Genomic DNA, 21,078 nt, shown 5'->3' with positions numbered 1-21,078 from the left:
CATGAAGTCCCTGCTGCTCGCTCTCCTGATGTGCCTGCCGTTGTCGGCTGGCGCGCAGGACACCACGCCGGAAGCGCTACGCCCCAGCGCTCACTTCTCGGTCTATGGCCATGGCGCCGCCGCCACGCCGCCGATGGGCTTCAACCCGTGGAATGCGTTCCGCACCGAGGTGGACCAGGCGCGCATCCTGGCGGTGGCCGAGTTCATCGAGCAGCACGGCCTGCAGCAGGCCGGCTACCGTTACATCAACATCGACGACGGCTGGTGGCTCAAGCGCGGCGCGGACGGCCGCATCCAGATCCGCACGTCCATGTTCCCCATCGCCACCGTCGACGGCGGCGCTGCCAGCTTCCGCGCCTGGACCGACAAACTCCACGCAATGGGCTTCAAGGCCGGGCTGTATACCGATGTCGGCCGCAACGCCTGCTCGCAGGCCTTCGACCGCCACAGCCCCAACCTGCCGATCGGCACCGCCGCCGAGCGCGAGATCGGGCTGCAGGGCTTCGAGGCCGGCGACCTGCGCACGATGTTCCAGGACTGGGGCTTTGACTACCTGAAGGTGGACGCCTGCGGCCTGGCCGACTTCGGCCAAGGCAGCGAACCGGTGCTGCAATCGGGCCATCAGGCGGTGCGTCCGCTGATCGTGCGTCGCGACCCGGTCGCCACCGACCGCACCGGTGTGGAAACCCAGTACGCGCGCGTGGGCCGGCTGCTGGCCGCGCTCAACCCGGATGAGGACTACGTGCTGGCGATCTGCCCCTGGGGCGAGGCCGGCGTGCGCGACTGGGGCGGCCGCCACGGCCACCTGTGGCGCACCAGCCCGGATATCGAACCGACCTGGGACAGCATGCTGGTCAACCTGGATTCCACCGTGGGCCGTGAGCTCTACGCCGGCCCCGGGCGCTGGAACGACCCGGACATGCTGGCCGTGGGCCTGGGCGAGTTCGATGACAGGCACCTGGTCAACGCACGCAGCCATTTCTCGCTGTGGGCAGTCCTGGGCGCGCCGCTGCTGATGGGCTTCGACCTGACCCAGGCCCCGGCCTCGCTGATCGAACTGCTGTCCAACCCCGAGGTCATCGCCATCAACCAGGATCCCGCCGGCAACCAGGCCAGCGTGGTCGTGAATCAGGGTGATCTGCAGGTGCTGGTCAAGCCGCTGGCCGCCAGCGGCGAGCGCGCCGTGGTGCTGTTCAATCGCGGCGACACCGCCACTTCCGCGCAAGTCACGCCGGCCCAGCTCAAGCTGGCCGACGGTGCCCCCTACCAGGCGCGCGATGTGTGGAAGCACCAAGCCCTTGCCACCCAGCGCGGCGCCTTGCAGGTGCGCCTGGCGCCGCATGAGGCGGCCATGTTCAAGGTCGCGGGCGCGCCGGTGATAGGCGATGCGAAACTGCTCACCGAGATGACCGGGCGCATCCATGTGGCCGTCGATGGCGCGCCGGATGAAGTCTCGCGCCAGTCCACCCCGGGCCTGGTGCCGCGTGCGGATCTGTCGCCCTCCGGCGTGCCGCTGCGCATCGCAGGCCAGTCGATTCCCTACGGCCTGGGCGCCTTGGCCAACTCGCGTTTCGAGGTCCGCCTGGGCAAGGACTTCAGGCAGTTCAGCACGCGCGTCGGCCTGCAGGACGGCGCCCGGCGCGATGCAGGGGTGGTGTTCCGCGTCTACGGCGATGGCCGGTTGCTGCAGGAAGTGACCGCGGGTGCGGGCGATGCGCAAGCCGTGCCGGTGACCGTGCCCGTGGACGGAATCGACGTACTGGAACTGGTCGCCATCGCCTCACCGCAAGCGAAGGCCGCGCTGCCCCCCGCCATCGTCTGGGGCGATGCGCAGCTGCGTTGATCCGGCGCCTGTGCCTGCGCCGATCTGGTCTCGACCTGTGTGTCGCGAACGCAACCTGCGAGCGCAGTCGGAAGAAGGGGCACGACGGCCGATCGCGATCTTGCAGGTGCTGATGTCAATGAATGCCTGCTCGCATAGCCTTCTCCTCTTGGGGAGGCCTGGGTGAGGGCGCCCCGCGCGACGAAGTCCCCAGTGGAAAAGGCCGCGCCGTTTTCCACGCTACGGCTCCGCTGGAGATGAACGCCTGCTCGGATAACTCCCTCTCCCCTCGGGAGAGGGTTGGGGTGAGGGTGCGCCTGCGCCACGCAGTCACCCGTGGAAAAGGCTGCGCTTCAGGCATGCTCCAGGAAATTCAACAGCCGCCCGCCAGGATCGCGCACGAAGAAGCGGCGTACGCCCCAGGGCTCGGTCACCGGACCGTACTCCGGCGCATAGCCCGCCCGCTCCAGCCGCCGCAAGACCTCGTCCAGGTCATCGACTTCCAGCGACAGCTCCGGCACCGGCGTGCCCGAGCCACCCTCCACCGCGAAACTGACCTGGGGACTGGTCTGGCCCGCGCCGACGAAGGTCAGGAGCCAACCATGATCCATCGCCAGCGTCAGCCCCAGCAACTCGCCGTAGAAGGCCTTGGCGGCGGCCAGTTGCTCGGTGGCGATGTTCGGTACGATGCGCGTGATCTGCATGGACGACTCCTATTTGGCACCCGCGTAAAAGGGCTGTCGGTACGAAATTGCCAGGATGACAGCTGGAATGCGAGGCCTCTCCCGGCGTGCCCCCGGTCCTAGGTCTGCCACTCGTCACTACTGCATCGCTTCGGCGCGTAAGGCCGCCTGCACTGCAGGCCGAGCACCGACCCGCTTCACGTAGTCCAACAGAGCGGGCCAGCGATCTAGGTCGATAGAGAAGAACTTACACCACCCCAGTACAGTGAACAGGTAGGCATCGACCACACTAAAAGCGGCACCCATCAGATAGTCCTGCCGGCTCAGGGTGTCCTGTAGGAAGTCGTTGTGGGAGTCGCCAGGGGGGTCGTTGTGGGAGCGGTTCCGAAATCACCGCTCGCACAATGGCCCGGATCGCAATGACCTTCGCCACACGAGCCCTCCAACCCCGCGAGCTCCCAAGCCGTACATCAACCTACGGTCGGTGTACCCGCGCAAGGCGCGAAGCCTCGAACCACCGGCCGCGCCTCGGGTTCAACGCGCGCGAAGGCCTGCACCACACCCTGATGCACCTGCCGCATCGCGAACACGCGCCCCTCCTGCGCCGGATCCAGTCCAGCGCCGAATGCCTGCCGCAGCGGCGCCAGGTCGCTGGGCTCGGCCTGGCGACTGACCTCGCTGTCCGACGGCAGAGCCATGAGCAGCTCTTCCGCCGCCAACCGGAACTGCTCGCGCCAGGCCTCGAAGGACAGCATCGGCGGCTCGCCCGATTCGGCCAGCGGCCAGGTCAAGATGTCGGTCGGCTCCGGATTGCGCAGCAGGTCGTCGATGCCGAAGTCCGGCCCATTGGCGAACAGCTCGGCCATCATCCGGCCATAGTGCTCGGTGCGGTTCTTGCGGCCGTTCGGGCGGTGGTAGGCCTTGTCCACGCAGTCGGACAGGATCGCCAGGCGCGCAACCTGCCCGGCGATGTACGGCGCATCCGCCCGTCCGCCCAGTCGGTAGTCCGAACGGATCTGCGCGCGCAGCACCGGCAGCAGGCCTTCCAGCACATTCAGTGGCTTCTCCTGCGCCTCGCGCTCGGCTTTCTCGGCGCTGTGGCGCACCTCGGCCGATCGCAGCGCGATGAAATAGCGCTCCGGCAGCGGCGCCTGCTCCGCCTCGGCCTCGATGCCCCCGCCTCCTTCGCCCATTGCCAGCTCCATGACCGACAAGCTGGGCGCCTGCTGTGCCTGCTGTGCCTGCTGTGCCTGCGGTGCGGAACTGGGCTGCGCTGGCGCAACCGCCGCAGGCTTGGGCACCTGGTCCAGCGCGGCGGCCGGGGCTGGCGCCTTGGGTTCCTGCCGGTAGGCCGCTTTCCTGTCCGGCGTGGCCGGCTGCAGCACTGCGGCCTCGGCCATCAGCGCCTGGCGACGAGTATCGCGCGCGGCCGGCCCGTGCGCGCGCCCCTGCAACTGGTCGATGCGGTCCTGCAGGAACACCGCGCGCTCCAGCAGGTCACGGCGCAGGCTGGCGCCCAGGGCCGGGTCATGCGCAGCGGACAGCCAGTCCTGGCGTGCCTGCGCATAACCGCGCTGCGCCGAGGCCAGGTCCAGCTCGTCGACCTTGGCCTGGTGGTAACCGCGACGCGCCGAACTCTCCAGCGTGACCAACCACACCAGCCCAGCGACGACGGCAATCACGATGAAGGCGATGGTGACCAGCATGGTTTCTCGAAACGGGGGGCGCGGAGCGCTCGTCACGGTAACGGCCGGGCGTCGGGTTTCTTGACGGCATCCTGCGGCGATCCTGGGGCCAAGTCGCCGCTTGCGTGCCGGATCACACTTGCGACATCGACCCGCGCACGCACCGCGCGGCCTCGCAGGCTTGGCCTGGTGACCATGCTCTGTTGCAATGCCCCACCCCCTGCGCGAGTGCACCGCTTGAGCCTTCCACGCAAGACTTACCAGGCCTTCCTGTTCGACATGGATGGCACCCTGCTCACCTCCATCGCCGCAGCCGAGCGCGTCTGGACCCGCTGGGCGCAGCGGCACGGGCTGGATGCGGCGCGTTTCGTGCCCACCATCCATGGTGCACGTGCCATCGACACCATCCGTCGCCTGCAGCTCCCGGGCGTGGATCCGGCGGAAGAGGCCGACTGGGTCACCCGCGAGGAACTCATCGATCTGGAGGGGGTGCGGCCGATCGCCGGCGCGCCGGCGTTCCTGCGTGCCCTGCCCGCCTCGCGCTGGGCCATCGTGACCTCCGCGCCGGCCGAACTGGCGCGGCGGCGCTTGCAGGCCGCGGGCCTGGACGTGCCGGAAACGCTCATCAGCGCCGACGATGTCGAGCACGGCAAACCCGATCCCAGCGGTTACCGGCTCGCCGCCAGCCGCCTGGGCGTGGACCTGGCGCAATGCCTGATCTTCGAGGATGCCGCCGCAGGCATCGGCGCGGCCGAAGCCGCCGGCAGCCGGCTGGTGGTGATCAGCGCCACCCATGCCCAGCCGATGCAAACGCCGCACACCCTCATCCCCGACTACCGCGCCCTGACCGTGCATGTGCACGCCGATGGGCTGGGCGTGGACGGGTTGCCCTGACCCCGGCTTCAGCGGCAATGGCGGGTGACCTCGTCATCCAGGCGCCGCAACTGGTCGTGGGTGCGTTTGAGCTTCAAGCGCTCGAGCGTGGCCTGCTGCCGGTGACGCGCGCGGGCGCAGGCATCGGCGCGCGGCGGGCGGCGCTCACCGCGTGCCCGGCGCCTGGTGGTCGGCACGATGGGCCGGTTGCGCTGGATCAGCTCGCGACCGATTGCGTCCAGGCGCGCCTGCAGCGCCGGTGACGTCGGCGGACCTGGCACATAATCCCAGCGCCGGCTTGCCGTGCCCGGCGGACAAGGTTGCGACTGATAGCTGACGGCATCGGCGCTGTGGCAGCGATACACGTGCTGCGCATGCGCACTGGCGATGGCCGCGCAAGCCAGCCACATCAGGACCAAACGTCCCACCTTCGGAGTCGGCATTCCCTGCCCTCGCTGTCTTCACCGCTTCACCATGCCAGGCCCCGGCACGCCAGCCACTCGGCCGACCGGCCGTCGCCATGTAGGAATCCTTGCCGACGGCGCGGACGGCCGCACACCTGGCCGACTTACAGCACGCCAGTCCTGCGCAGCTCCGGTCGACTGCGCGCGAACAGGAAGCCGTCGACGGCCAGCTGCCAGGCATGCTCGCCCGGCGGCAGCGCCAACTGACGCCGCGCCGTGCCCGCACGGCGATTCAGGCGGTACTCGCGGGACCAGGCCACCGACGGCTGGCCGGGCGGAACGGCGTGGTAAGCGCCCACCACCAGATCCAGCTGCAGGGCGCCCACCTGCCGAAGCAGCCCCGCCTGGCCGCCGCGGACCCACTCCACCCGCGTATGGCGGGCCTGGGCCAGGGCCATGACCAGGTCGCATTCCGGCCCGCTCGGTGGCCGGCCCTCCTGCAGCACCACGTACGGCGGGTCGTGCATGACTCCAACGCGCATCACCCCACGCTCGACCTGCGCCAGGGTCCCGCCCGCGTCCTGCGGCACCCGGCCGCAGGCGCTCGCAAGCAGCGCCACGACCAGGGCGGCGGGCGCCATGCGGGTACAAGGCAATCCACATGAAAAGGACATGTCGTCCACCTGCCTGGGAAGCGGGTGATCTCAGGCAATGGGCGGTGAACATCGCGTGCATCCGGCTTAGCGCTTTGGTCGTAGTGTCCATTGGCCTGAGCAGCCTCCATCCGCGCCGATCTTTCTGTACCGTTTCCCCACATGGCCGATGCGCGGCAACCCCGCCACCGCGCCTTCGGTTGTCGCGCCATCGTGCTGCTGGAAAGACATCCAATCGCGCCCCCGGAGATCGAATGTCGTTGCATCCCTACCAAGAAGACGCCAAGGACAGCCTGACCACGCGCCTGGCCGAATCCGGCCGCCTGCCCGACCCGCTCCTGCGCCTGGCCATCCGCCGCATGTGCGCGCAACGTCTGAAGCAGGAGCGCAAGGGCGGGACCGAAGCGGTGTTTGCGCGCCAGGAGGCCTGGCTGCGCGGCCTGCGCGAGGACGCCCTGGCCGTGGAGAAACCGGCGGCCAACCGCAGGCATCCCGAGCTGCCGCCGGAGTTCTTCCAGCTCTGCCTGGGCAGGCACCTGAAGTACAGCGCCTGCCTGTGGGATGAGACCACCCGCGATCTCACCCAGGCCGAGGAGAAGATGCTGCGCCTGTACTGCGAGCGCGGCGAGCTGCACAACCGCCAGCGCATCCTCGAGCTGGGCTGCGGCTGGGGCTCGCTGACGCTGTGGATGGCCGAGCGCTATCCGCAGTCGCGGATCACCGCGGTGTCCAACTCGCGCCTGCAGAAGGACTACATCGAAGCGCGCTGCCGCGAGCGGGCGATCTTCAACGTCGAGGTGCTGTTGGCCGACGTCAACACGCTCGCGCTGGCCACGGCCAGCTACGACCGCGTGGTCTCCATCGAGATGTTCGAGCACATGCGCGACTACCAGGCGCTGCTGGGCCGCATCGCCGACTGGCTCGCGCCCGGCGGCAAGCTGTTCGTGCACCTGTTCTGCCACAAGGAGCTGCTGTATCTGTTCGAGGCGCAGGGCAAGGACGACTGGATGGGCCGGCATTTCTTCACCGGCCGGTTGATGCCATCGGCCGATACCCTGCTGCAGTTCCAGGATGCCTTGCAGATCGAGGAGCGCTGGCTGCTGTCCGGCACCCATTACGAGAAGACCGCCAATGCCTGGCTGGCCAACCAGGATGCCCACCACGACAAGGTCATGGGGGTGATGCGCCAGACCTACGGCCTGGCCGATGCCGCGCTGTGGTACCAGCGCTGGCGCATGTTCTGGATGGCCTGCGCCGAGCTGTTCGGCTACTCCAAGGGCGAGGAGTGGATGGTGGCGCACTACCGCTTCCGGCGCTGACGCGCCGCGGCGGCCGTGGCCCGGCACGGGCTGGCACGGGCTGGCACGGCCGGGCGCGCCCCGCCGCTCCGCCACTTCCCTTCGCGGCATATATGGATAATATATGATCCATATATCCGGGAGGTTCCATGGGCATCGTCAACATCGACGACGAGCTGCACGACCAGCTGCGTCGCGCCTGCACCGTCACCAGCCGCTCCATCAACGCCCAGGCCAACTTCTGGATCAGGATCGGCATGCTATGCGAGACCAACCCCGGCCTGAGCTTCCAGGAGCTGGTGGCGCGCGAACTGCAGGCCGCCGGCGTGCGGCCACAGCCGATGGCTGCGGCACGCACGTGACCAAGCGGCCCGAGGAAATCGCGCTGATGGCCGAATCCGGGCGCCTGCTCGCCTCGGTCTTCCGCATGCTCGACCAGCTGCCGATGGAAGGCATGAGCACAATGGAGATCAACGACCGCGTCGAGCGGATGATCGTGGACGACCTGCAGGCGCGACCGGCCAGCAAGGGGCAATACGATTTCCCCTACGTGCTCAATGCCTCCATCGACGATGTGGTCTGCCATGGCATGCCCTCGCACCAGGACGTGCTGCGCAGCGGGCAGATCGTCAATCTCGACATCACGCTGGAAAAGAACGGCTACATCGCCGACTCCAGCACGACCTACCTGATCGGTGAGGTCGCCTATCCCGCCCGGCGCCTGGTGAAGGCCGCCTACGAGGCCATGTGGAAAGGCATCGCCCAGGTGCGGCCGGGCGCGCGCCTGGGCGATATCGGTCACGCCATCGCCCGCCACGCCAGGGCACAGGGCTACAGCGTGGTCAAGGAATACTGCGGCCATGGCATCGGCCGGCAGATGCACGAAGATCCGCAGGTCTTGCACGACGGCCATGCCGGCACCGGGCTGGAACTGCAGGAAGGCATGACCTTCACCATCGAGCCGATGCTCAACCAGGGAAAGGCCGCTATCCGCGCCAAGCCGGACGAATGGCCGGTATATACGCGCGATCGCAAGCTCTCGGCGCAGTTCGAGCACACCGTCGCGGTGACCCGCACCGGGGTGCGCGTGCTGACCCTGCGCGCGGATGAAACGCCACTGTGCGCGGTGGAATAAGCCCGACAGCAGCGCAGGCGCCGCGCCGCCTCAGCTGGCAGGCCGCAGCTGCAGCGCCAGCCACGCGCCGAGCGCGACCAGCACAAGCCCCCCGGCCAGGCTGATCCCAAGATTGGCCAGCAGGGCCGCACTGCGGCCGCTGCGGAAGAAGATCAGGCTCTCCATCATCAGCGAGGAGAAGGTGGTCAGCCCGCCCAGCACGCCGACGATGAGGAAGGCCCGCAGGTAGAGGGCCGCCGCGCCGCGATGCTCCAGCCAGACCAGCAGGAACCCGGCCACGAACGCGCCGAGGAAGTTCGCCGCCATCGTGCCGTATGGCAGCGTGTTGCCGAACTGCCGCAGCATCACCCCGCCGATCCAGAAGCGCAGGCCGGCACCGAGCGCACCCCCGGCCATCACCAGCCCAAGCTGCTGCCACCACAGGGCCGGGTTCATCACATGCCTGCCCTCGCCGGCGCAGGCCGAGGCGACAAGGGACGCCCCTGTCGCGCTGGCGCGATTCTCAGCGGGTGTTCCGGGTAGTCACGAACGAAAGCCGCCACCTGCGAGTACTGACTGGGAAGCGGCGGGCCATCGTTGCCGCGATAGCTGAAGAAGCGAAAGCCCGCCGCGTACAAGGCTTGGACTTTTTTCCATTGCGCCAGGTTGCGCGATGGCGGGGCCTTGAAAGCGCGCCCCATTTCATACAGCGCTGCGCTGCAGCAGGGACAGCGCAGCTCGCGCGCCGGCCGTGGAGCGACCTTGAAACTCTTGCGACACGCAAAGCAGGCATGTGCGACCAGGTAGGCGCCGCCGCACCCACGCGTGGATTTGGCCGCGGCAGGCGCACGATTGCCGAGATCGCGTCGCAGCGCCATGCGCCGGGCGCGCTCCTCGAGTTTCTTGTCGGAAGCGATGCCGCCCATCCTCAACCCCGCGCCTTGTCCGCGCGCGCCTGCGCCCGTGCCTGGCGCAGGGCATCGAGCTTCTGCTTCAGCTTGATCTCCAGGCCGCGCTCGACCGGCTGGTAGTAGATGCGCTCGCCCATGGCATCAGGAAAGCCGGTCTGGTCCAGCGCAATGCCGCCTTCGGCGTCGTGGTCGTACTGGTAGCCCTGCCCATAGCCCAGCCCCTTCATCAGCTTGGTCGGCGCATTGCGCAGGTGCATCGGCACTTCCTGGGTGCCAGTCTCGCGCACCTCGGCCTTGGCCTGGTTGAAGGCCGCATAGCCGGCGTTGGACTTGGCGGTACTGGCCAGGTACAGCACCAGTTGGGCGAAGGCCAACTCGCCTTCCGGGCTGCCCAGGCGCTCGTAGATGTTCCAGGCCTCCAGCGCCATCTGCTGCGCACGCGGGTCGGCCAGGCCGATGTCCTCGATCGCCATGCGCGTGAGCCGGCGCGCCAGGTAGGCCGGGTCGCAGCCGCCATCGAGCATGCGCGTGAGCCAGTACAGGGCCGAGTCCGGGTTGGAGCTGCGTACGGACTTGTGCAGCGCCGAGATCTGGTCGTAGAACTGCTCCCCGCCCTTGTCGAAGCGGCGCGTGCGGTCGGCCAGCACCTGCTCCAGGGTCTGCGGGGTGATCTGCCCGGCCTCGTCAGCCGCAAGCTCGGCGGCGATCTCCAGCAGCGTCAGCGCCCGGCGCACGTCGCCGTCGGCAGCCGTGGCGATCTGCAGCAGCAGCGCGTCCTCGATGCCAATGCCCTGCCCGCCCAGGCCGCGCTCCTGATCTTCCAGCGCGCGGCGCAGCGCCACCGCCACGTCCTGCGGCGAGACCGACTCCAGCACGTGCACGCGACAGCGCGAGAGCAGCGCCGAGTTCAGCTCAAAGGAGGGGTTTTCGGTCGTGGCGCCGACGAAGACAATCGTGCCGCGCTCGATATGCGGCAGGAAGGCGTCCTGCTGGGCCTTGTTGAAGCGGTGCACCTCGTCCACGAACAGCACCGTGCGGCGTCCGTCGGAAAAACGATGCGCGGCCTCCGCCAGCACCTGGCGCACCTCCGGCAAGCCCGAGAGCACCGCCGAGATCGCCTTGAACTCGGCCTGCGCGTAGTGCGCCAGCAACAGCGCCAGGGTGGTCTTGCCGCAGCCCGGCGGCCCCCACAGGATCATGGAATGCACGCGCCCGGATTCCACCGCGCGGCGCAGCGCACTGCCCGGTGCCAGCAGGCGCCGCTGTCCGACCATGTCGTCCAGCGCGCGCGGACGCATGCGCTCGGCCAGCGGTTGCAGGTCCGAGCGGTCCACACTCAGCAGGTCGGGACCGTCGGAAGAAGGGGAGCGGGATCTCGGCACCCGCCTAGTTTACGCGCTGGGCGCGTGCAGGCTCAGTTGCTCACCACGTCCACGCCAGCGGCTGGCGCATACTTGAAGGTGGACGCACCGAAGGACGGGTTGCGCTTCCAGCCGGCGAAGGAGATCACCGTGCGCTGGCCGACCGCATCGGTGACTTCCATGCGCGCCAGGCCCGCGGCGTTGAAGCCCAGCCGCGCGCGCTCGAAATTGGCGGTGGCCGGGTCCTTGGGCCACAGCGTGAGCCACTGCAGGCCCTCCTGCTCGGCGTTGTCCTCGACCTGGAACATCTGGTCCAGCCGCGCCGGGTCCAGCAGCGCCGCCAGCGGGCTGTTCTGCTCCTCGGTGCCCTGGTCGCGCACCGTGGCCTGCTTCAGGTCCGGCTCGTAGATCCAGACCTTCTTGCCATCGGCCACGATCAGCTGCTCGTAGGGCTTGGTGTACTCCCAGCGGAACAGCCGCGGCGCGGACAGGGCCACCCGACCGCTGGAACTCTCCTTCAGCTTGCCGTCCTTGTTCAGCACCTGCTGGCTGAACTGCCCGTCCAGGCCCTTCAGTCCGGTGGTGAAGGTCTTGAGCTCGTCGCGGCCGCCTGCCTGGGCCATCCCTGCGAACAGAAAAGCGGCCAGCACCGCGGTCTTGATCATGTGTTTCATGGGATCGGGCCCCTAGTCCCCGGTTGCTGCCATCGATGGCGCAAAGTGTGCCGTGGCATGTCTGAACGCGCGACCGTTGACTGCATCCCACAGAGCAAGCAGTTCAATCCCGGCGGTTGAAGCTGCATCAAGAGCCTCTCCCACAGGACCACCAAGGCCGTGGAATCGAGTCGAGGCCTTCAAGGCGCAGCCTGCGTCTGCACCGTCCGCAGGTCGCCATAGACCACCTGCCCGCGGAACCCGCGCAGCACCTGCCGGTACAGCGCGCGGAACGCCGCATAGTCCTGCGGCTGGCACAACGCCTGCGGGCCATGGATGGCGCGGGTCTCCAACACATGCCGCGCGCTCACCGTGCGGCCTTCGCGCGTCCAGTCCACCGTGTAGCGCCCGGCCGCGGTTTCGAAGCTGCTGGCCTTCGGGATGGCCACCACCGGCACGCTGGCCGGAAAGCTCAACCGGTAGATCTCCTCGCGCCGCCCATCGGTGCAGTAGAACGGCGTCAGGTTGCGTTCGCTGGAGGCGCTGGCCGCCAGCTCACGCATGGAATCCACGCCCGGCGGCTCGGGCAGGGTCATCCCCCCCACCACGCCGAAGTCCACGTAGTCGTTGGCGCGGAACTGGAAGCTGTAGTTGAACGGCGCATCCAGATCGTCCGGGCGCCCCTGCAATTCCAGGCGACCGACTCCATCGAAACCGGCACTGGCCATCAGCGCATCCTCAATGCGCCTGCGGTTCTGTCCGGTCAAGCGCGAGAACGTCTCGCGCAAGGTGATTTCGCCGGTCGCACCGCTGTCCAGTCGGGTCCGCCCTTCCAGCCCGCCATCGGCGCTGAAATCGAAGACGCCCTCGAAGACCGAGGCGCTCATCGCCGGGCCATTGTCCGGCGTGCGCGCCAGCGCGCCATTGACGGTATGCACCACCGGCGCGCCCAGGTCACCGGCCGGCATTTGGCCGAAACGCGCATACGGGCTGGTCGAATCCAGGTACAGGTCGAACTCCGGCAGATAGGTGATGGCGTGGTTGAAACGCCCCAGCACCGCCACTTCCGGCAGGCTGGGCCCGCCGCCGGCCCCGATCAGCACCGGCGAGCTGGCGATGCCCTTGGCCGCCAGCAGCGCCTCCAGGATCACGGTGTGGTCCTTGCAGTCGCCGTAGCGACTGGCCAGGATGCTGTCGGCCGGATTCGGTTCCAGCCCGCCGTTGCCCAGGTACACGGCCACGTAGCGGATGTTGAGCGCCACCCATTGATAGATCGCCCGGGCCTGCTCGCGTCGGTCGCCGATGCCGGCAGTGATGGCCTCGGCCTGCGCCCGCACCTTCGGCGTCACCTGCGCGGCGGGTCCGGCGCTGCGCTGGTAGGCACGGCCCATCGCGGCGTAGTCGGGATAGGTGCTGGCCAGGATGGTTGGGCTGTACTCCCAGGCCGCGGCGGTCCAGGGCTGGTTCGGCAAAGGCTGGCGGTTGCTGTAGCTCCAGGACCACTGACGGCGCCCGTCCTTCAACCGCACCTGGCGGCCGCCCTGCACCTGCCGGGATGCGACATGCAGCGGCAGCTCGCGCGGCGCGGTCAGCGTGACCCGGGCGTCCTCGAACTGGGTGAACAGGCTGAAGGTCTCCCACAGCCCGAAATACCCAGGGAAGTAAGGCTGGCGCTGGTCGCGACGGTAGCGATAGACCAGCCGCGTGCCCGGCGCCAGGTTCGGGAACACGATCACCCGGACCTTGCGGTCGGCGTACATGGCCGCCTGCGCGCTGGAATAGCTCTCCTGCGTATAGATCTTGTCGGCCGGCACGTCGTGCCGCGCACCGTCGGTGCCAAGCGTATAGGCCTGCTCCACCGTCAGCGCTTCCATCTTCTCGCTGTAGCTCAGCCGCACCTGGCTCCAGCTCTCCACCCCGGCCTGGGTCTTGACCAGCACCTCGTACTCATCCACTTCGCTGCTGGTGAAGTCCGGTTTGACCTCGTAGTCGGCGCGATAGCGCAGGAAGCTGAAGGCGGTTGCGGCTTCTTTCGGTTCTGTGGACGCGGATGTCCTCGCAGGTGCTGCGACCGATGCGGACTGCGCCGACGCGCTGCCCGGAAAGGCAGAAGCAAGCAGGACCAAAGCGCACGTAGTCAGCGAAACGATGGCGTCGAACAGGCGCATCAGACCTACAAACTCGATCAGGGACGTCGGTACCGTGACAAAGCATGGGCGTGGGCGCAATGGCCAAGGGCCGGGAGCCGGCAACTCGGGTGTGTCCAAGCTCATGCAGCGATTCGATGCGCCCCAATCGCGGCACGCTTCACCGGATCAGGTCCGGGCGCCTGTCACCCGCAGGGACAGCGCCGAGGCGTACACCTGCCCCGAGATCGCATCGAGCGATTCCATGCCACGTATCAGGCGGCCGCTCCGAAAAGGCGCGTAGTCGTTGAAGCTGCCCATCCCACCGAACACCGACATCACCCTGCCCGACAGCGCGCTGAGCTGTCCCTGGTCCAGGCCCTTGCAGCCAAGCTGCTCAGCCTCGGACAGGCAGCGCTCGAAGTGAGCGGTCCACTGGCACTGCCCATCCAGCGACAGCACCTTGGTCAAGGTCTGCAAGCACCTGATCAAGTCCTCCAGCTGGACGCGACGATCGGCTTGCGACACCGCAGCCGGCTGATCAGGAACTCCGTGCAAGGGCGGCCTATCGCGGTGGCGGCGGCGCCAGCACACTGCGGTCGCCGTTGTGCTCGGGCGGCGACACCACACCGGCCGCTTCCATCGCCTCCACCAGCCGCGCGGCGCGGTTGTAGCCGATCTTCAGGCGCCGCTGCACGCCGGAGATCGAGGCGCGGCGGGTCTCGGTGACGATCTTCACCGCCTCGTCGTACAGCGGGTCGCTTTCGTCTCCGCTTGAACTGGCCGCCTCGGGCAGTCCGGTCGCCCCGATGGCCGTGCCATCGCCCAGGGTCTGCACCTCGTCCAGCACCCCCTCGATGTAGTCCACCGGACCCAGCGCCTTGAGGTGCTCGACCACGCGGTGCACTTCCTCGTCGGAAACGAAGGCGCCATGCACGCGCTCGGGCATGGCCGTGCCCGGCGGCAGGTACAGCATGTCGCCGTGACCCAGCAGGGTTTCGGCGCCGGACTGGTCCAGGATGGTGCGCGAGTCGATCTTGGAGCTGACCTGGAAGGCGATGCGCGTGGGCACGTTGGCCTTGATCAGGCCGGTGATCACGTCCACCGACGGGCGCTGGGTGGCCAGGATCAGGTGGATACCGGCCGCGCGGGCCTTCTGCGCCAGGCGGGCGATGAGCTCTTCGACCTTCTTGCCGACGATCATCATCATGTCGGCGAATTCGTCGATGAAGATGACGATGAACGGCAGCGTCTCCAGCGGGCGCGGCGCCTCAGCCAGGTCGGGGTTCGGCTTGAACAGCGGGTCCATCAGCGGCTGGCCGGCCTCGATGGCGTCCTTGACCTTCTTGTTGAAGCCGGCCAGGTTGCGCACGCCCACCGCGCTCATCAGCTTGTAGCGGCGCTCCATCTCGGCCACGCACCAGCGCAGGCCGTTGGCGGCCTCCTTCATGTCGGTGACCACCGGCGCCAGCAGGTGCGGGATGCCCTCGTAGACGGACAGCTCCAGCATCTTCGGGTCGATCATCAGCATCCGCAGGTCCTTGGCCGAGGCCTTGTACAGCAGGCTGAGCACCATGGCGTTGACCGCCACCGACTTGCCCGAACCGGTGGTGCCGGCCACCAGCAGGTGCGGCATGCGCGCCAGGTCGGCCACCGTCGGACGGCCGCCGATGTCCTTGCCCAGGGCCAGCGTCAGGTGGCTGGCCGAGCGGTCGTACTCCTTGGACCGCAGCAGCTCGGACAGAAAGATCATCTCGCGGCTGGTATTGGGGATCTCCAGGCCGATCACCGACTTGCCCGGGATCACGTCCACCACGCGCACGGACTTGACCGACAGCCCGCGGGCGATGTCCTTGTCCAGCGAGCTGATCTGGCTGACCTTCACGCCCGGTGCCGGCTCCATCTCGAAGCGAGTGATCACCGGGCCCGGGAAGGCGCCGGTGACCTGCACGTCGATGCGGAAGTCCTTGAGCTTGAACTCGATCTGCCGCGACAGCGTCTCCAGGGTCTGCTCGGAGTAGCCCTTCACCTGCGGCTTGGGGTCGTCCAGCAGGGCCAGCGGCGGCAGCCCATCGGCATTGCCGCCGGTGCCATGGAACAGCGGGATCTGCTGCTCGCGCTTGGCGCGTTCGCTTTTCTCCACCACCGGCGCGGCCGGCGGCTCGATCTTGACCGGCTCGCGCTTGGCGCGGGCCACGGTGTCGGCCTTGCGGATCTCCTCGCGCTCCTCGCGCATGGCCCGGGTCTTGTTCCAGTCCTCGGCCTGCTTGCTGCCACGACGCAGCAGGTCGGGCAACGTCAGCATCCAGCCGCCGATGCGCTCCATCACCGCCAGCCACGACAGTCCGGTGGCCAGGGTCACCGACACCAGGAACAGCGCCAGCAGGAACAGGTTGCCGCCCAGTCCGCCGAACAGCACGGTCAGCGAGTTGCCGATCAGGCGGCCCAGGATGCCGCCGGGCCCGGCCGAGAAGTCCGCCGCCGGCACCCCGCGCAGCATCAGCAACCCGGTGGCCGACACCAGGAAACCCACCATGCCGGTCAGGCGCAGCGCCGGGCCCAGATCATCGCGGCGCTCCCCTTCCTCGCTGGTGCCCATGCCGAACAGGGCGATCCAGGCGATCGCGCCCAGGATGATCGGCAGCAGGAAGGCCACGTAGCCGGACAGGTACAGCAGGATGTCGGCCACGTACGCGCCGACCTTGCCCCCCATGTTGTGGATGGGCGCGGTGATCGAGCCGGACTTGGACCAGCTGGGGTCATCCGGCGAATAGGTGAACAGACAGGCCAGCAGGTACAGCAGGGCCGGCGCGATGCAGATCAGCGCCAGGTCGCGCCACAGCTTCTGGCGGCGAGGATTGGGGGGCACGGCGGCGCCGCGGCTGGGCGCCGCACCGGCCTTGGGCTTGCTGTTGCGCTCTGGTAACTGCTTCGCAGCCAAATCGATCGACCTTGAGGAATGTTCCGTTAGTCGTTGATGTTAAACGAATCGCCGAGGCATTACAGCCTGCACCGCATGCTGGGGCGACCACAAAAAACGCCGCGGGTGCGGCGTTGCCGGGTGACGCCCGCCGATGCCTGCGGACCGGCGCATTCCATTCGTGCGCCTTGATTCGACACCCCCGCATCGCCACTCTATGGCCCTGCAAGATGCGCCCAATCCTCGCGCCATCGCCTGTTTTTTCAACCATTTCGAGTATACATGAGCACTTCCAAGCACAGCCGCCTGTTGATCCTGGGCTCTGGCCCGGCCGGTTGGACCGCCGCCGTCTACGCCGCCCGCGCCAACCTCAAGCCGGTGGTGATCACCGGGCTGCAGCAGGGCGGTCAGCTGATGACCACCACCGAGGTCGACAACTGGCCCGGCGATGCCCATGGGCTCATGGGACCTGACCTGATGGCGCGCATGCAGGCCCACGCCGAGCGCTTCGAGACCGAGGTCATTTTCGACCATATCCATACCGCCGACGTGTCCCAGCGCCCGTTCAAGCTGATCGGCGACAGCGCCGAGTACACCTGCGATGCGCTGATCATCGCCACGGGCGCCACCGCCAAGTACCTGGGCCTGGAATCGGAAGAGGCCTTCAAGGGGCGTGGCGTGTCGGCCTGTGCGACCTGCGACGGCTTTTTCTATCGCGAGCAGGACGTGGCCGTGGTCGGCGGCGGCAACACCGCCGTGGAAGAGGCGCTGTACCTGTCCAACATCGCCAACAAGGTCTACCTGGTGCACCGCCGCGACACCTTGCGTGCCGAGAAGATCATGCAGGACAAGCTGCAGGCCAAGATCGACGCCGGCAAGATTGTTCCGGTCTGGCACCACGTGGTGGACGAAGTCCTGGGCGACGAGACTGGCGTGACCGGCCTGCGGGTCAAGTCGGTGCAGGACGGCAGCACCCAGGACCTGAAGGTGCATGGCTTCTTCGTGGCCATCGGCCATACGCCCAACACCAGCCTGTTCGATGGCCAGCTGGAGATGAACAACGGCTACCTGAAGATTCAGTCCGGCCTGGACGGCAATGCCACCCAGACCACCGTCCCGGGCGTGTTCGCCGCGGGCGATGTGGCCGATCAGCACTACCGCCAGGCCATCACCTCGGCCGGTTTCGGCTGCATGGCCGCGCTGGATGCCGAACGCTTCCTGGACAAGGCGGAGTAAGCGCGCCCAGCCCAGGACGCCTAGATGGACAAGCTGCTGCTCAAGCAGTGCATCTACTACGGGAGCTGGCTGGTCTGGCCACTGGCACTCTGGGTGCTCTGGCAGTGGCGTCGCCGCCGTGGCCGCTGGCTGGCGGCGCTGCTCCTGGCAGGCTGTGCGGTATTCGCCTGGGCGCGGTTCGCCGAGCCAAACTGGATCCGCGTCCAACGGACCACCCTAACCGGCACCGGCGCGCAGGCGCGCGTGGCGCTCATCAGCGATCTTCACCTGGGCGTCTACAAGGGCCGCCAGGACCTGCGCCGGCTGGTGGAGCGCATCAACGCGCTGCAGGTCGATGCGGTGCTGATCGCGGGCGACCTGACCTACGAACCGGCAGGGAGTGCGCTGGCGCCGCTGTTCGCGCCCTTGTCCCAGTTGCGCGCCCCGGCCTTTGCCGTGTTGGGCAACCATGACCAGCAGAAGCCCGGCCCCGATATCGATGCCGAACTCCGCACCGCACTGGCGCTTCACGGCGTCACCGTGGTCGAGGGGCGGCAGGTCGCGCTGAAGGGGTTTCGTCTTGCAGGCCTGGGGGATCGATGGGCGCACCGGGACGACCCCTCGTTCCTCACGGCGCTGCCTCCGCAAGGCCCGCTGCTGGTGCTGGCGCATAACCCTGATAGCGCGGTCGCACTTCCGCCCAGGCGTGTCTCGCTGGTGCTCTCGGGCCACACCCACGGTGGCCAGATCCGCATTCCCTGGTTGTACAAGCGCGTCATTCCAAGCCAGTACGGCTTTGATCGCGGCGAGCAGCTGCTGCAGACTCCGCAAGGCCCGGTGCGTGTGTTCACCACGGCTGGCACGGGCGAGATCGGACTGCCCCTGCGGCTGTTCAATCCCCCGACCATCGATGTGCTGGAGCTGCGTCCGTAGGATCGCGGCATCCGAGCGCGTCCCGCTCGCACCGGCCGATCTGTCAGACCAGGCGCAGCATGAAGCCGCCTCCCACAGCGTCCTCCAGCTTTCCTCGCAGCCCGGTAATGGCGACCCTATCCGGTGCCGATCTCCCGGCCAATTCTTGACCACCGCACCACCTTCTTCATCGACGTGTCGAGTCCGGGTCCGTAGCATCGAGGGCCATGCTCCGCACCCTGACTTCTCTCGACGATGTCCCTGCCCAGGCGTGGGACGCCCTGCACGATGGACGCAACCCTTTCATCGCCCATGCCTTCCTTGCCGGACTCGAGCGGCACGGCTGCCTGAGGCCGGATTGGGGCTGGCAGCCTCACCACCTGACCCTGTGGCAGGACGGGCAGTTGCTCGGCGCGGTCCCCGGCTACCGCAAGACCAATTCGCACGGCGAGTTCGTGTTCGACCACGCCTGGGCCCAGGCCTATGCGCGCTATGGGCAGGACTACTTCCCCAAGTGGCTGGGCGCGGTCCCGTACTCCCCGGTGACCGGGCCGCGGCTGCTGGCGCCGGATGCGGGCACCCGCCAGCGCCTGCTCGACGCGATCAGTGCCCATGTCGTCGAACAAGGCTGGTCTTCGGCCCACATCAACTTCCATACCGAGCAGGACGAGGCCAGCTTTCCAGGCACCTGGCTGCAGCGCCTGGATGTCCAGTACCACTGGCGCAATCCCGGCCATTGGCAGGACTTCTCCGGCTTCCTCGCCGATTTCGACCACAAGCACCGCAAGAATATCCGGCAGGAACGCGCCAAGCTGGCCAGCACCGGCGTGCGGTTCCGCACGGTCGATGGCCACCAGGCGTCGAGGCAAGACCTGCGGGCGATGTACGGGTTCTACCTGCAAACCTTCAACGAGTACGGTAACTCCCCTGCGCTGACAATTGAATTTATTGAACATCTTGCCGCCGAGATGCCGCGGAACCTGGTCATCGTCCTTGCCGAACTGGAGGGCGAGGCCATCGCCGGCGCCCTGTATCTGCGCGGTCCCGACACGCTGTACGGACGCTATTGGGGGGCTAGCCGCACCCTGCCCGGCCTGCATTTCGAGACCTGCTACTACCAGGGGATCGAGTACTGCCTGCGCGAGGGCCTGGACCGTTTCGAGCCTGGCGCCCAGGGCGAACACAAGATCGCTCGGGGCTTCCTGCCGGAGTTGGTCCGCAGCCGGCACTGGATCGCAGATCCCGATTTCGCTGAGGCGCTGGGCCGCTGGTGCGGGGAGGAACGCGAGGCGATCCTGCGCTACGCCCGCAGCCTGCAGGCACACAGCCCGTTCAAGACGGCGCCCGCGCCGTGAGCCGCCGGCTGCCCTTCCTGCTGGGCGCGGACCCGGCATCGCCGTTCCCGCCCGCCTCCCAGGCGTTGACCGAACCGGACGGCCTGCTGGCCCTGGGCGGGGACCTGTCGCCGCAGCGCTTGCTCAATGCCTATCGTGGCGGCATCTTTCCCTGGTTCTCGAAAGGCCAGCCGCTGCTGTGGTGGTCGCCCGACCCGCGCATGGTGTTCGCCACCGACGCGGTGCGCCTGTCCTCGCGCTTCAGGCGCGCCTTGCGCCATTCGGACTGGATCGTGCGGGCCGACACCGCGTTCGACCAGGTGATTGCCGCCTGCGCCGCCGCGCCCCGGCCCGGCCAGGACGGAACCTGGATCACCTGGGAGATGCAGCAGGCCTATTGCCAGCTGCACGCGCTGGGCCACGCGCATTCGGTGGAAGTCTTCGACGGCCAGGCGCTGGTCGGAGGCATCTACGGCGTGGCCATCGGCCGGATGTTTTTCGGCGAGAGCATGTTCAGCGGCGCCAGTGGCGGTTCCAAGGTGGCCATTGCCATGCTGGCAATGACCTTGCAGGAATGGGGCTGGCCGCTGATCGATGCGCAGCTGCACAACCCGCACCTGGATTTCCTCGGCGCGCGGATGCTGCCGCGCGAGCGTTTCCTGCGACGCATCGCCCCGCTGGTCGAAAGCCCGGGCCAGCCCGGCCTCTGGACCGAGGCCTTTGGCGAGCGTCAGGCCTCGCTGCTGGCCCAGGCCACCGGGCCCGCTTAACTGAATTTTGCCTCTCTGCGCAAGTCCGGGTAAAATACCCGGCTTTGCAGGCTTGCCTGCCCCAGACAACAGGTTTCCATGTCGAAAGACGATTCCATCGAATTCGAAGGCACCGTTGCCGAAACGCTGCCCAACACCATGTTCCGCGTGAAGCTCGAGAACGGTCACGAGATCATTGCGCACATTTCCGGCCGGATGCGCAAGAACTACATCCGCATCCTGACCGGCGACAAGGTCAAGGTCGAGATGACGCCCTACGATCTGACCAAGGGTCGCATCACCTACCGCATGAAGTGATTGCGGTAAGTTGTTGAACAAAAAAGGCGGCCTAGGGCCGCCTTTTT

General features: G+C 67.8%; 21 protein-coding genes and 1 pseudogene. 10 read left to right on the top strand and 12 right to left on the bottom strand.

Translation table 11 applies throughout. The annotated features are described in order from the left end of the window. Position 1: 1 nt before the first annotated feature. A complete protein-coding gene (locus tag EPA99_RS05490) occupies positions 2-1,843 on the top strand; it encodes an NPCBM/NEW2 domain-containing protein (RefSeq protein WP_164978569.1) in 1,842 nt (613 codons plus the stop codon). 332 nt (positions 1,844-2,175) lie between these two features. Here the strand turns inward: EPA99_RS05490 and EPA99_RS05485 are convergent, their stop codons facing one another. From EPA99_RS05485 to EPA99_RS05475, 3 genes and pseudogenes are all read right to left on the bottom strand, one after another. Then, positions 2,176-2,526 carry a VOC family protein gene (locus EPA99_RS05485; RefSeq protein WP_129470182.1) on the bottom strand — a complete coding sequence of 117 codons (351 nt, stop codon included), beginning with the start codon at positions 2,524-2,526 and terminating at the stop codon, positions 2,176-2,178. A 117-nt stretch (positions 2,527-2,643) separates the two neighbouring features. Next, positions 2,644-2,844, bottom strand: a pseudogene (locus EPA99_RS05480) (glutathione binding-like protein); the annotation flags it as partial. A gap of 131 nt (positions 2,845-2,975) precedes the next feature. Continuing rightward, the gene (locus tag EPA99_RS05475) at positions 2,976-4,211 is read right to left on the bottom strand and encodes a hypothetical protein (protein ID WP_129470181.1); all 1,236 of its coding nucleotides are present in this window, start codon (positions 4,209-4,211) and stop codon (positions 2,976-2,978) included. A gap of 216 nt (positions 4,212-4,427) precedes the next feature. Between EPA99_RS05475 and EPA99_RS05470 the strand changes: the two genes are divergently transcribed. Beyond that, positions 4,428-5,084 carry an HAD-IA family hydrolase gene (locus tag EPA99_RS05470; protein WP_206733692.1) on the top strand — a complete coding sequence of 219 codons (657 nt, stop codon included), beginning with the start codon at positions 4,428-4,430 and terminating at the stop codon, positions 5,082-5,084. Between the two features lie 8 nt (positions 5,085-5,092). Here EPA99_RS05470 and EPA99_RS05465 read toward each other — a convergent pair whose 3' ends face one another. Together EPA99_RS05465 and EPA99_RS05460 are read right to left on the bottom strand one after the other, a co-directional pair. Then, positions 5,093-5,491, bottom strand: a complete 399-nt coding sequence (locus EPA99_RS05465) for a hypothetical protein (RefSeq protein WP_129470180.1) — start codon at positions 5,489-5,491, stop codon at positions 5,093-5,095. A 140-nt stretch (positions 5,492-5,631) separates the two neighbouring features. Further along, complete coding sequence (locus tag EPA99_RS05460; RefSeq protein WP_129470179.1) at positions 5,632-6,108, bottom strand: ABC transporter substrate-binding protein; 477 nt, start codon at positions 6,106-6,108, stop codon at positions 5,632-5,634. A 266-nt stretch (positions 6,109-6,374) separates the two neighbouring features. Here EPA99_RS05460 and EPA99_RS05455 point away from each other — a divergent pair, with 266 nt between their 5' ends. The 3 genes from EPA99_RS05455 (at position 6,375) to map (ending at position 8,553) form a co-directional block, all read left to right on the top strand. Next, a complete protein-coding gene (locus EPA99_RS05455; protein WP_129470178.1) occupies positions 6,375-7,439 on the top strand; it encodes an SAM-dependent methyltransferase in 1,065 nt (354 codons plus the stop codon). A gap of 128 nt (positions 7,440-7,567) precedes the next feature. Further along, a complete protein-coding gene (locus tag EPA99_RS05450) occupies positions 7,568-7,780 on the top strand; it encodes a ParD-like family protein (RefSeq protein WP_129470177.1) in 213 nt (70 codons plus the stop codon). Further along, the gene (map, locus tag EPA99_RS05445) at positions 7,777-8,553 is read left to right on the top strand and encodes a type I methionyl aminopeptidase (RefSeq protein WP_129470176.1); all 777 of its coding nucleotides are present in this window, start codon (positions 7,777-7,779) and stop codon (positions 8,551-8,553) included. The genes EPA99_RS05450 and map overlap by 4 nt, the downstream gene beginning before the upstream one ends. A 30-nt stretch (positions 8,554-8,583) precedes the next feature. Here map and crcB read toward each other — a convergent pair whose 3' ends face one another. The 7 genes from crcB to EPA99_RS05410 all read right to left on the bottom strand — a co-directional run bounded on the left by crcB (position 8,584) and on the right by EPA99_RS05410 (position 16,524). After that, the gene (gene crcB / locus EPA99_RS05440) at positions 8,584-8,988 is read right to left on the bottom strand and encodes a fluoride efflux transporter CrcB (protein ID WP_129470175.1); all 405 of its coding nucleotides are present in this window, start codon (positions 8,986-8,988) and stop codon (positions 8,584-8,586) included. Next, positions 8,988-9,458: a hypothetical protein gene (locus tag EPA99_RS05435; protein ID WP_129470174.1), complete on the bottom strand. Its 471-nt coding sequence runs from the start codon at positions 9,456-9,458 to the stop codon at positions 8,988-8,990. Before EPA99_RS05435 ends, crcB begins: the two co-directional genes overlap by 1 nt. 2 nt (positions 9,459-9,460) lie before the next feature. Continuing rightward, positions 9,461-10,825: a replication-associated recombination protein A gene (locus tag EPA99_RS05430; protein WP_129470173.1), complete on the bottom strand. Its 1,365-nt coding sequence runs from the start codon at positions 10,823-10,825 to the stop codon at positions 9,461-9,463. Between the two features lie 32 nt (positions 10,826-10,857). Next, complete coding sequence (gene lolA, locus EPA99_RS05425; protein ID WP_129470172.1) at positions 10,858-11,478, bottom strand: outer membrane lipoprotein periplasmic chaperone LolA; 621 nt, start codon at positions 11,476-11,478, stop codon at positions 10,858-10,860. Between the two features lie 179 nt (positions 11,479-11,657). Beyond that, positions 11,658-13,625 carry a DUF3857 domain-containing transglutaminase family protein gene (locus EPA99_RS05420; protein WP_129470171.1) on the bottom strand — a complete coding sequence of 656 codons (1,968 nt, stop codon included), beginning with the start codon at positions 13,623-13,625 and terminating at the stop codon, positions 11,658-11,660. A gap of 147 nt (positions 13,626-13,772) precedes the next feature. Continuing rightward, a complete protein-coding gene (locus tag EPA99_RS05415; RefSeq protein WP_129470170.1) occupies positions 13,773-14,063 on the bottom strand; it encodes a DUF6966 domain-containing protein in 291 nt (96 codons plus the stop codon). Between the two features lie 85 nt (positions 14,064-14,148). Then, entirely contained in the window at positions 14,149-16,524 is a 2,376-nt protein-coding gene (locus EPA99_RS05410) for a DNA translocase FtsK (protein WP_129470169.1), read from the bottom strand. 261 nt (positions 16,525-16,785) lie between these two features. Between EPA99_RS05410 and trxB the strand changes: the two genes are divergently transcribed. The 5 genes from trxB (at position 16,786) to infA (ending at position 21,031) form a co-directional block, all read left to right on the top strand. Beyond that, positions 16,786-17,739: a thioredoxin-disulfide reductase gene (gene trxB / locus EPA99_RS05405; RefSeq protein WP_129470168.1), complete on the top strand. Its 954-nt coding sequence runs from the start codon at positions 16,786-16,788 to the stop codon at positions 17,737-17,739. 24 nt (positions 17,740-17,763) lie between these two features. Next, the gene (locus EPA99_RS05400; protein ID WP_129470167.1) at positions 17,764-18,651 is read left to right on the top strand and encodes a metallophosphoesterase; all 888 of its coding nucleotides are present in this window, start codon (positions 17,764-17,766) and stop codon (positions 18,649-18,651) included. Between the two features lie 206 nt (positions 18,652-18,857). Next, positions 18,858-19,985 (top strand): GNAT family N-acetyltransferase, encoded by a 1,128-nt coding sequence (locus tag EPA99_RS05395; protein ID WP_129470166.1) that lies wholly within the window; start codon positions 18,858-18,860, stop codon positions 19,983-19,985. Continuing rightward, positions 19,982-20,734: a leucyl/phenylalanyl-tRNA--protein transferase gene (gene aat, locus EPA99_RS05390; protein WP_129470165.1), complete on the top strand. Its 753-nt coding sequence runs from the start codon at positions 19,982-19,984 to the stop codon at positions 20,732-20,734. The genes EPA99_RS05395 and aat overlap by 4 nt, the downstream gene beginning before the upstream one ends. A 78-nt stretch (positions 20,735-20,812) precedes the next feature. Continuing rightward, positions 20,813-21,031, top strand: coding sequence for a translation initiation factor IF-1 (infA, locus tag EPA99_RS05385; RefSeq protein WP_055943174.1), 219 nt, complete (start codon positions 20,813-20,815; stop codon positions 21,029-21,031). Positions 21,032-21,078: the final 47 nt, after the last annotated feature.

Source organism: Pseudoxanthomonas composti, from assembly GCF_004122095.1.
Lineage (GTDB): Bacteria > Pseudomonadota > Gammaproteobacteria > Xanthomonadales > Xanthomonadaceae > Pseudoxanthomonas_A > Pseudoxanthomonas_A composti.
The sequence above is the reverse complement of the archived record's forward strand: the minus strand, read 5'-3'. Positions and strand labels throughout refer to the sequence as shown.

Coding starts and splice junctions, on each gene's coding strand:
- EPA99_RS05420 (WP_129470171.1), bottom strand. CDS start 13,625: ATGCGCCTGTTCGACGCCATCGTTTCGCTGACTACGTGCGCTTTGGTC.
- EPA99_RS05400 (WP_129470167.1), top strand. CDS start 17,764: ATGGACAAGCTGCTGCTCAAGCAGTGCATCTACTACGGGAGCTGGCTG.
- EPA99_RS05460 (WP_129470179.1), bottom strand. CDS start 6,108: ATGGCGCCCGCCGCCCTGGTCGTGGCGCTGCTTGCGAGCGCCTGCGGC.
- infA (WP_055943174.1), top strand. CDS start 20,813: ATGTCGAAAGACGATTCCATCGAATTCGAAGGCACCGTTGCCGAAACG.
- EPA99_RS05485 (WP_129470182.1), bottom strand. CDS start 2,526: ATGCAGATCACGCGCATCGTACCGAACATCGCCACCGAGCAACTGGCC.
- crcB (WP_129470175.1), bottom strand. CDS start 8,988: ATGAACCCGGCCCTGTGGTGGCAGCAGCTTGGGCTGGTGATGGCCGGG.
- EPA99_RS05450 (WP_129470177.1), top strand. CDS start 7,568: ATGGGCATCGTCAACATCGACGACGAGCTGCACGACCAGCTGCGTCGC.
- EPA99_RS05435 (WP_129470174.1), bottom strand. CDS start 9,458: ATGGGCGGCATCGCTTCCGACAAGAAACTCGAGGAGCGCGCCCGGCGC.
- lolA (WP_129470172.1), bottom strand. CDS start 11,478: ATGAAACACATGATCAAGACCGCGGTGCTGGCCGCTTTTCTGTTCGCA.
- EPA99_RS05395 (WP_129470166.1), top strand. CDS start 18,858: ATGCTCCGCACCCTGACTTCTCTCGACGATGTCCCTGCCCAGGCGTGG.
- EPA99_RS05455 (WP_129470178.1), top strand. CDS start 6,375: ATGTCGTTGCATCCCTACCAAGAAGACGCCAAGGACAGCCTGACCACG.
- EPA99_RS05490 (WP_164978569.1), top strand. CDS start 2: ATGAAGTCCCTGCTGCTCGCTCTCCTGATGTGCCTGCCGTTGTCGGCT.
- trxB (WP_129470168.1), top strand. CDS start 16,786: ATGAGCACTTCCAAGCACAGCCGCCTGTTGATCCTGGGCTCTGGCCCG.
- EPA99_RS05475 (WP_129470181.1), bottom strand. CDS start 4,211: ATGCTGGTCACCATCGCCTTCATCGTGATTGCCGTCGTCGCTGGGCTG.